Origin of the sequence: Ruegeria haliotis (genome assembly GCF_013377785.1) — a bacterium.
Classification (GTDB): Bacteria; Pseudomonadota; Alphaproteobacteria; order Rhodobacterales; family Rhodobacteraceae; genus Ruegeria; species Ruegeria haliotis.
Map to the genome: position 1 here is coordinate 1 of NZ_JABXWT010000051.1, position 1,475 is coordinate 1,475.

General features: G+C 62.4%; 1 protein-coding gene. It reads left to right on the forward strand.

Translation table 11 applies throughout. The features are described from left to right. Positions 1–1,475 (forward strand): sulfoacetaldehyde acetyltransferase (gene xsc / locus HW561_RS23220; protein WP_176867755.1); only part of this gene is annotated, 1,475 nt, incomplete at both ends.

A 1,475-nucleotide genomic window follows, 5' to 3' on the forward strand; every position in this document is an offset into this window, starting at 1 on the left:
ATGAAGATGACGACGGAAGAGGCCTTTGTTAAGGTTTTGCAGATGCACGGGATTGAACATGCGTTTGGGATCATTGGTTCAGCGATGATGCCGATCTCGGATCTGTTCCCGAAGGCTGGGATCATGTTCTGGGACTGTGCGCATGAAGGCAGTGCCGGGATGATGGCGGATGGCTACACCCGTGCCACCGGCAAGATGTCGATGATGATTGCGCAGAACGGCCCCGGCATCACCAACTTCGTGACCGCTGTGAAGACCGCGTATTGGAACCACACCCCGCTGCTGCTGGTGACCCCGCAGGCGGCGAACAAGACCATCGGTCAGGGCGGTTTCCAGGAAGTCGAGCAGATGAAACTGTTCGAAGACATGGTGGCCTATCAGGAAGAGGTCCGCGACCCGACCCGTGTCTGCGAGGTTCTGAACCGCGTGATCATGCAGGCGAAACGCGCCAGCGGTCCGGCCCAGCTGAACATCCCGCGCGACATGTGGACCCAGGTCATCGACGTCGACCTGCCCGCCATCGTTGAATTCGAGCGCCCCTCGGGCGGCGAAACTGCTGTTTCGCAGGCGGCCGAGCTGCTGTCGAACGCCAAGAACCCGGTGATCCTGAACGGCGCCGGTGTGGTGTTGGCCGAGGGCGGCATCGAGGCCTCGAAAGTTCTGGCCGAGCGTCTGGATGCACCGGTCTGCGTTGGCTACCAGCACAATGACGCCTTCCCGGGCAACCACCCGCTGTTTGTCGGCCCACTGGGCTATAACGGCTCGAAAGCCGGGATGGAGTTGATCAGTGAGGCGGACGTGGTTCTGTGCCTCGGCACCCGTCTGAACCCGTTCTCGACCCTGCCGGGCTATGGCATCAACTACTGGCCCGCGGATGCCAAGATCATCCAGGTCGACATCAACCCCGACCGTATCGGTCTGACCAAAACCGTCAGCGTTGGCATCATCGGTGACGCGGCCAAGGTGGCCAAAGGCATCCTGGCGCAGCTGAGCGATACTGCCGGTGACGAAGGCCGTCAGGCGCGCAAGGAGCGCATTGCCCAGAAGAAATCGGCCTGGGCGCAAGAACTGACCTCGATGACGCATGAGGACGACGATCCGGGCACCAGCTGGAACCAGCGCGCCCGCGACGCCAAACCGGACTGGATGAGCCCGCGCATGGCGTGGCGTGCGATTCAGGCGGCGCTGCCGAAAGAGGCGATCATCTCGTCCGACATCGGCAACAACTGCGCCATCGGCAACGCCTATCCGTCGTTTGAAGAGGGCCGCAAATACCTGGCCCCCGGCCTGTTCGGCCCCTGCGGCTATGGCCTGCCGGCCATCGTTGGCGCCAAGATCGGTCAGCCGGACGTTCCGGTTGTGGGCTTTGCCGGTGACGGCGCATTCGGCATTGCGGTAAACGAACTGACTGCGATTGGCCGCGAAGAATGGCCCGCCGTGACCCAGATCGTGTTCCGCAACTACCAGTGGGGCGC